The sequence below is a fragment of the Microbacterium sp. K35 genome, from assembly GCF_004794375.1.
GTDB lineage: Bacteria > Actinomycetota > Actinomycetes > Actinomycetales > Microbacteriaceae > Microbacterium > Microbacterium sufflavum.
In genome coordinates this window covers 1-6,616 of the sequence record NZ_SSDM01000256.1, presented here as the reverse complement: position 1 = coordinate 6,616, position 6,616 = coordinate 1, and the positions used below count along the sequence as shown (strand labels likewise).

The following is a 6,616-nucleotide window of genomic DNA, read 5'->3' as shown; positions in this document are numbered from 1 at the left end:
GGGCGCGGCCGTGCTGATGGGCGTGGCCGGCGCGCTCGTGGGCCCTCAGCCGGTGGGAGCGCTCGTGGCCCTGGCGGCGGTGGTCGTGCTGCTCGCGCCGAGCTACGGCCTGATCCTCGGCCTCGCCCTCGACCGCCTCGACCCCGCACGGAGCGCCGCCGTGACCGGGGCCCTGGTCGCCTGCGGCGCGGTGGGCGGCACCTTCGTGCCCACGGTGATCCTGCTCATCGGTCGGGATCCGGCGGCTCCTGCGACCTTCGTCGTCTCGGCCGCGCTGTGCGCTGTCGTCCCGGTCCTGATGCTCGTGACGTCGCGCTCCGGACGGCGCGTGTCGGCGACCGGCTGAGGCGCTCCTCCTCCCCCATCCGCGCCTCTCTCCCCTTCCTCACAGATGCCGGGATTCCGGGAGTCGCCACACCCGCGGCGACGTATCGTCGAAGACACACCGCACCCGAGGAGAGCATCCGTGTCCACCGACAGCCTGACGGTCGTCATCAGCGCGATCGGCATCGTGCTCACCCTCGGCACCGGCATGTTCGCCGCCATGGCCTGGGTCGTGCGCCGCATCGATGCCGTCGACGCGAAGCTCACCACCCGCATCGACGCCGTCGACGAGAAGCTCACCACCCGTATCGACAGCGTCGAGGACAAGCTCACCACCCGTATCGACACCGTCGAGGAGAAGCTCACCACCCGCCTCGACGCCGTCGCATCCGACGTCACCGACCTCAAGATCGCGGTCGCGCGACTTGAGGGACCGCCCCGCCACCTGCTGACCGCCGCCCGCTGAGGGCGTGCGCGTGAGGGTTCAACGGAGCGCGAGGGCGGCGGCGCCGATGAGGGGCCCTTCGTCGCCGAGGCCCGAGCGCACGGCCCGGGTACGCCGGGAGTACGGGTGCACCGCGTGCGCGGTGAGCGCCTGCTGCACGAGGTCGATGTAGTCGAACGACACCCGCGAGAACCCGCCGCCGATGGCCACCACGTCGAGGTCGACCAGGGTCGCGGCGTCCGCGAGCGCTTCGCCGACCGCGCGGGCCGAGCGCTCGATGGCCGCGCGGGCGATCGCGTCTCCGGCTGCCGCGTCGCGCGCGAGGTCCTCCCCCGTCGCGCCGGTCCACCCCTGCTCCTGCGCCCAGGCGGCGCTCGCGGGGCCGGAGGCGATCTCCTCGAGCGTGAGCCCTCCCTCGCGGCGCACCTGACCGAGGTGACCCGCGTTGCCGGTGGCTCCCGGGATGTAGGCGCCGTTCACCACGAAGCCGCCGCCGACGCCCGTCGACACCACGATCGACAGCGAGGCCCCCGCGTCACGGGTCGCCCCGAGCCACGACTCCGCCAGGGCGAGGGCGCCCCCGTCGTGGCCGAGCGTCGTGGGAAGGTCGCGGCCGAGCACCGCCGTCGCCGCGTCCCGCACCGCCGCCGCGAGGGCGAAGCCGTGCGCGAGCGGCATGTTCACGGGCTCGATGGTGCCCGCGACGCGATCCACCGGACCGGCGCTACCGATCCCCGCCCCGACGAGTTCCGCGTCGGCCGGCAGCGCGGCCAGGGCGTGCCGCACGATCGCGTCGACCGCGGCGGCGAGGGCCGGGGGCGTGGCCTCGCGCCCGGTGGGCTGGCGGCTGCGGCTGCCTTCGACGAGCACGCCGTCCGCCGAGACGAGGGCGGCCTCCATCTTGGTGCCGCCGACGTCGACGGCCAGGGCGTAGCGGGTCACTGCGGGTCGAGCCCGAGGTCGTCGAGGTCGAACGCGGCGCGCCACTCCAGCCCCTCGGCTTCGATGGCCGCCTGCGCTCCGGTCTTGCGGTCGACGATCACGGCGACGGCCACGACCTCGGCGCCCTCCGTGCGCAGCGCCTCGACGGCCTTGAGCGCGGACTGCCCGGTGGTCGACGTGTCCTCCAGCACGACCACGCGCTTGCCCTTCACGTCGGCGCCCTCGATCTGACGGCCGCGGCCGTGGTCCTTGGGCTCCTTGCGCACGACGAACGCGTCGAGCGGACGGTCGGTGCCGACCGAGGCGTGCAGCACGGAGTTCGCGATGGGGTCGGCGCCGAGCGTGAGACCGCCGACCGCGACGACGTCGAGGTCGGCGATCAGGTCGAGCATGATCCGGCCGATGGCGGGAGCGGCGCGGTGGTCGAGCGTGAGCTTGCGCATGTCGACGTAGTAGGTGGCCTTCTTGCCGCTGGAGAGGGTGAAGTCGCCGTGGAACACCGCCTCGTCGGTGATGAGGTCGAGGAGGGTCTGGCGGTCTGCGTCGAGTGCGGTCACGGCATCCAGTGTAGGAGGCCGCAACTAGGCTGGACGCATGCGCTTGGCCACCTGGAACGTCAACTCCATCCGCACCCGTGTCGCCCGCACCGTCGAGTTCGCCGTCCGTGAAGACATCGACGTGCTCGCGATGCAGGAGGTGAAGTGCAAGCCGGAGCAGTTCCCCTTCGCCCCCTTCGAGGAGGCCGGCTACCACGTCGAGGTTCACGGCCTGAACCAGTGGAACGGCGTCGCGATCGCCAGCCGCCTGCCCATCACCGACGTGCGCACCGCGTTCGACGGGATGCCCGGTTTCGCCAAGGGCCACGAGGGCCCCGACGCTCCGCAGGAGGCGCGCGCGCTCGGGGTGATGGTCGACGGCGTGCGCGTATGGAGCCTGTACGTGCCGAACGGGCGCTCCCTCGACGACCCGCACTACGCGTACAAGCTGCACTGGCTCGAGCAGCTGAGGCAGTCCACCGCGGCCGAGCTGTCGGCGAACCCCGACCTGCCGCTCGCCCTCGTCGGCGACTTCAACATCATCCCGTTCGACCACGACAACGGCGACCCCGACATCGTGGTGGGCCGCTCGACGCACGTCTCGCCCGCCGAGCGTGAGGCGTTCTTCGCCCTGGCCGATGCCGGTGTCACCGATGTGGTGCGCCCGCTGCTGCCCGAGGGCTACACCTACTGGGACTACCAGCGGCTCAAGTTCCCGCGCAACGAGGGCATCCGCATCGACTTCATCCTCGGTTCTAAGACGCTGGCCGACGCGGTCACCGGCGCGTCGATCCATCGCAACGAGCGCAAGGGCGAGCAGCCCAGCGACCACGTGCCCGTGGTGGTGGACCTCGACTTCGGCGGAGCAGACGCCGACGACGACCTGCCGATGATCTTCTCCTGACGGAGCGCGACGCCGTGCGACTGATCGCGACCGATCTCGACGGCACGCTGCTCGACCCCTCCTCCTCCGTGACACCGCGCACCCGCGCGGCGCTCGACGCGGCGCGGGAACGCGGCATCCCCGTGGTGCCCGTCACCGCGCGCCAGCCGATCGGACTGCGCGCGATCGCCGCCGACGCCGGATTCGACGGGTGGGCGCTGTGCAGCAACGGCGCCTACGCGGTGCACCTCGGCGACGGACGGATGCTGTTCGCCGAGGAGCTGCCGTCCGACACGATCCGCACGCTCGCCGATGCCCTCCGCGCGAGCATCCCCGGGCTGCTGTTCGCGAGCGTGCGCGAGGGCGGCGAGACCTTCGTCGCGCAGGACGGCTACGCGGCGATCGCGAGCCTGTCCGACCACACGCGCGATCCGGAGACGATGGGCGGCGTGCCGCTGGAGCAGGTGCTCGCGGCGCCGAGCCTGAAGCTCGTGATCCGCCACCCGGAGCTCGCACCCGCCGCACTGTTCGACACGCTGCGCTCGCTCGGGCTCACCGGCTTCGAAGCCACCCTGTCCGGCGCGCCGTTCGTGGAGGTGATGGCCGAGGGCGTGACGAAGGCGACCGGGCTCGCCCGACTGTGTGCGCACCTGGACATCGACCGCGCCGAGGTCGTCGCGTTCGGCGACGCGCTGAACGACGTCGAGATGCTCCGCTGGGCGGGGCGCGGGGTGGCGATGGCGCACGCGGAGCCCGTGGTGCGGGACGCCGCCGACGAGGTCACCGCGACCAACGACGAGGACGGCGTCGCGCGCGTGATCGAGCGACTGCTGGGCTGACCCGCCTCAGGCGCCGAACGTGCCGACCTCCGGGGTGCGATCGGTGCGGCCGTAGCGGAGGAGCATCACGCCCGCGTCGTCGACGACCGGCGGTTCGAGCAGTCGCAGCACCGACGGGAGCGCTGCGTCGTCGAACACCTTCTTCCCCGTGCCGAGCAGCAGCGGGTACACCCACAGGTTGAGCTGATCGAACAGCCCCTCGGCGAGCAGGGTGTGCACGAAGTCGATGCTGCCGATCACGTGCACCTCGCGGTGGGTCGCGCGCAGGCGGGCGATCTCGGCGGCCAGGTCGTCGCCCACGCGCGAGCTGCCCTGCCAGTCGAGCGCGAGGTCGGGGTTCCGCGACGCCACGTACTTCGGCACCGCGTCGAAGAGCCGGCCGATGTGGCCCTCCTCGCCGTCGGTGTGCTGCGGCCAGTACGAGGCGAAGATGTCGTAGGTGCGGCGGCCGAGCAGCAGCGCGTCGAGGCCCCGCATGCCCGCGTCGACCTCGGCGCCCATGCCGGGTGAGGGGTAGCCGGCCTGCCATCCGCTGAACCGGAATCCGCCCGAGGTGTCCTCCCCCACGCCGCCGGGGCCCTGGGCCACGCCGTCGAGGGTGCTGAACAGGTCGATCAGGATGCGACCGGGTGCGTCTTCGCTCATGTCACTTCTCCGTTCTCGTCGAGGGATCTTCATCCTCCTCCGCGGCACCCCACGCCCGCAGCGCCTCGATCGCCTCCCGCAGTGCGAGCCCGCGGTCGGTGAGCGCGTACGCCCGGGTGTTGTGCCGGAGCGGCAGTCGCGCGAGCAGCCCGGCGGCCTCCAGCTCGCGCAGGCGCGTGGCGAGGATGTTCGTCGGGACCCCGAGGTCGCGCTGCAGATCGCCGTAGCGCTGGGGTCCGTCGAGCAGCCGCTCCACGATCAGCAGCGCCCAGCGCGCCCCGACCACGCCGAGCGCGGCACCGAGGTCGCTCACGCGTCGACGTCGGCGTCCGGCTTCATCCAGAACGGCGAGTAGTGGTAGCCGTCGGGGTCGTCGAACTGGCGCTGGTACATGAAGGGGTAGTCGTCGGTGTCGCCGATGCGGCCGCCCGCCGCTCTCGCGCGCTCGACCAGCTCGTCGACCGCCTCGCGGCTGCCGAGGTCGAACGAGACGGTGACCTTGGACGGGGTGTCGGGGCCGCCGACGAGCTCATCGACGCCGCCGACGCTGGCGTACATCTCGCGGCTGCCGAGCATGACGTACTGCCCGGGCGCGATGGCGAAGCACGACACGTTGTGATCGGACATCTCCTCGTTGAGGGTCCAGCCGATGGCCGTGTAGAAGGCGGTCGCGCGTTCGACGCTCTCGACCGGGCAGGTGAGGAAGAGGCTCATGCGGTGATACTTGCAAAAAACAAGTGCACGGTCAAGACCCCTCCGCGCCGCCTCCGCCGTCCGGGGGATGCGGCCCCGCCGAACGCCGCCCTACGGTGGAGGGATGCCCTTCACCCGCACGCCGACCGAGCGCGACCGCCGCGGCGACCTGCTGCTCGCCGGGGTGCTGTTCGTCGGCGCGATCCTGAGCGCCGCGCTCTCCTCCATCGCCCAGGTGTACGGCGACGAGCAGGCCCCGCTGTGGACCGCCCTCCTCTACGCCGTCGTGGTGTCCGGTCCGCTCGCGTTCCGTCGACGCTGGCCCGGCACCGTGGCCGTGGTCGTATCCGTCGCCTACTTCGCGGCCGTCACGATCCGGGTACCGGAGATCTACGTCGGCAACATCGCGATGTTCATCGGCCTCTACACCGTCGGCGCGTGGATGAACGACCGGCGCCGCGCCCTCATCGTGCGCGTGGCGATCATCGTCGGCATGTTCGTGTGGCTGCTCCTCACGATGTACCGCGACGCGATCAGCGAGGCGGACAAGGCCGAGGTGGTCGCCGGGGCGATGTCGCCCTACGTCGCCTTCATGCTGATCCAGATCCTGCTCAACGGGCTCTACTTCGGCGGGGCGTACTACTTCGGCGAACGGTCCTGGGCCGCCGCCGAGCAGCGGTCGGTGCTGGAGCAGCGCACGACCGAGCTGGAGCGCGAGCGCGAGGTGACGGCGGCGCAGGCCGTCGCCCTCGACCGGGTGCGCATCGCCCGCGAGCTGCACGACGTGGTCGCCCACCACGTCTCGGTCATGGGCGTGCAGGCCGGCGCGGCGCGCCTGGTGCTGGCCCAGGACCCCGCGCGGGCCGCCGAGATCCTCTCGGGCGTCGAGGGCTCGGCGCGCGACGCGATCCACGAGCTGCGGCAGCTGCTGGAGACGCTGCGCACGCCCGGCGGCGAGACCGCGGACGGCGCCTCGACGCTCGGGCTCGACGACATCGCCGAACTCGCGGAGGCCTCGACGGCCGCGGGACTCCCCACCGCGTACACGGTCGTCGGCACTCCGACCGCGGTGCCCTCGGTGGTCGCCGTGAACCTCTACCGCATCGCCCAGGAGTCGCTCACGAACGCCCGCCGTCACGCAGGACCGGGAGCCACGGCCGATGTGCGGGTGCGCTACGACGACGACGGCGTCGAGGTGGAGGTCGTGAACACCGGCCGCGCGATCGCCCAGTTGCGACCGGGCCTCGGGCAGCTCGGGATGCGGGAGCGCGCGACGGCCTCGGGGGGCACGCTGGAGGTGGCGCCGCGG

Annotated in this window: 10 protein-coding genes; 5 read left to right on the top strand and 5 right to left on the bottom strand. The window is 72.3% G+C overall.

Annotated features, from left to right (window positions below; genetic code table 11):
- Positions 1 to 346 (top strand): hypothetical protein (locus DW299_RS19060; RefSeq protein WP_205814362.1); only part of this gene is annotated, 346 nt, incomplete at its 5' end.
- Positions 347 to 466: 120 nt separating this feature from the next.
- Positions 467 to 790 (top strand): hypothetical protein, encoded by a 324-nt coding sequence (locus DW299_RS09730; RefSeq protein WP_136036469.1) that lies wholly within the window; start codon positions 467 to 469, stop codon positions 788 to 790.
- An 18-nt stretch (positions 791 to 808) separates the two neighbouring features.
- On the opposite strand, the gene DW299_RS09725 is transcribed toward DW299_RS09730, so the two are convergent.
- A complete protein-coding gene (locus DW299_RS09725) occupies positions 809 to 1,711 on the bottom strand; it encodes an ROK family protein (protein WP_136036468.1) in 903 nt (300 codons plus the stop codon).
- On the bottom strand, positions 1,708 to 2,268 hold the full coding sequence (gene pyrE / locus DW299_RS09720; protein ID WP_136036467.1) for an orotate phosphoribosyltransferase: 561 nt from the start codon (positions 2,266 to 2,268) through the stop codon (positions 1,708 to 1,710). Before pyrE ends, DW299_RS09725 begins: the two co-directional genes overlap by 4 nt.
- A 37-nt stretch (positions 2,269 to 2,305) precedes the next feature.
- Between pyrE and DW299_RS09715 the strand changes: the two genes are divergently transcribed.
- Both DW299_RS09715 and DW299_RS09710 read left to right on the top strand, forming a co-directional pair.
- Positions 2,306 to 3,151, top strand: a complete 846-nt coding sequence (locus DW299_RS09715) for an exodeoxyribonuclease III (RefSeq protein ID WP_136036466.1) — start codon at positions 2,306 to 2,308, stop codon at positions 3,149 to 3,151.
- A 14-nt stretch (positions 3,152 to 3,165) separates the two neighbouring features.
- On the top strand, positions 3,166 to 3,969 hold the full coding sequence (locus tag DW299_RS09710) for an HAD family hydrolase (protein WP_136036465.1): 804 nt from the start codon (positions 3,166 to 3,168) through the stop codon (positions 3,967 to 3,969).
- A gap of 6 nt (positions 3,970 to 3,975) precedes the next feature.
- Here DW299_RS09710 and DW299_RS09705 read toward each other — a convergent pair whose 3' ends face one another.
- The 3 genes from DW299_RS09705 to DW299_RS09695 are packed head-to-tail and all read right to left on the bottom strand — an operon-like array spanning position 3,976 to position 5,328.
- A complete protein-coding gene (locus tag DW299_RS09705; RefSeq protein WP_136036464.1) occupies positions 3,976 to 4,614 on the bottom strand; it encodes a dihydrofolate reductase family protein in 639 nt (212 codons plus the stop codon).
- 1 nt (position 4,615) lies between these two features.
- A complete protein-coding gene (locus DW299_RS09700; RefSeq protein ID WP_136036463.1) occupies positions 4,616 to 4,927 on the bottom strand; it encodes a winged helix-turn-helix transcriptional regulator in 312 nt (103 codons plus the stop codon).
- The gene (locus DW299_RS09695; RefSeq protein WP_136036462.1) at positions 4,924 to 5,328 is read right to left on the bottom strand and encodes a VOC family protein; all 405 of its coding nucleotides are present in this window, start codon (positions 5,326 to 5,328) and stop codon (positions 4,924 to 4,926) included. Before DW299_RS09695 ends, DW299_RS09700 begins: the two co-directional genes overlap by 4 nt.
- 103 nt (positions 5,329 to 5,431) lie before the next feature.
- Here DW299_RS09695 and DW299_RS09690 point away from each other — a divergent pair.
- Positions 5,432 to 6,616: sensor histidine kinase (locus DW299_RS09690; RefSeq protein ID WP_136036461.1), on the top strand; the 1,185-nt coding region annotated here is incomplete at its 3' end.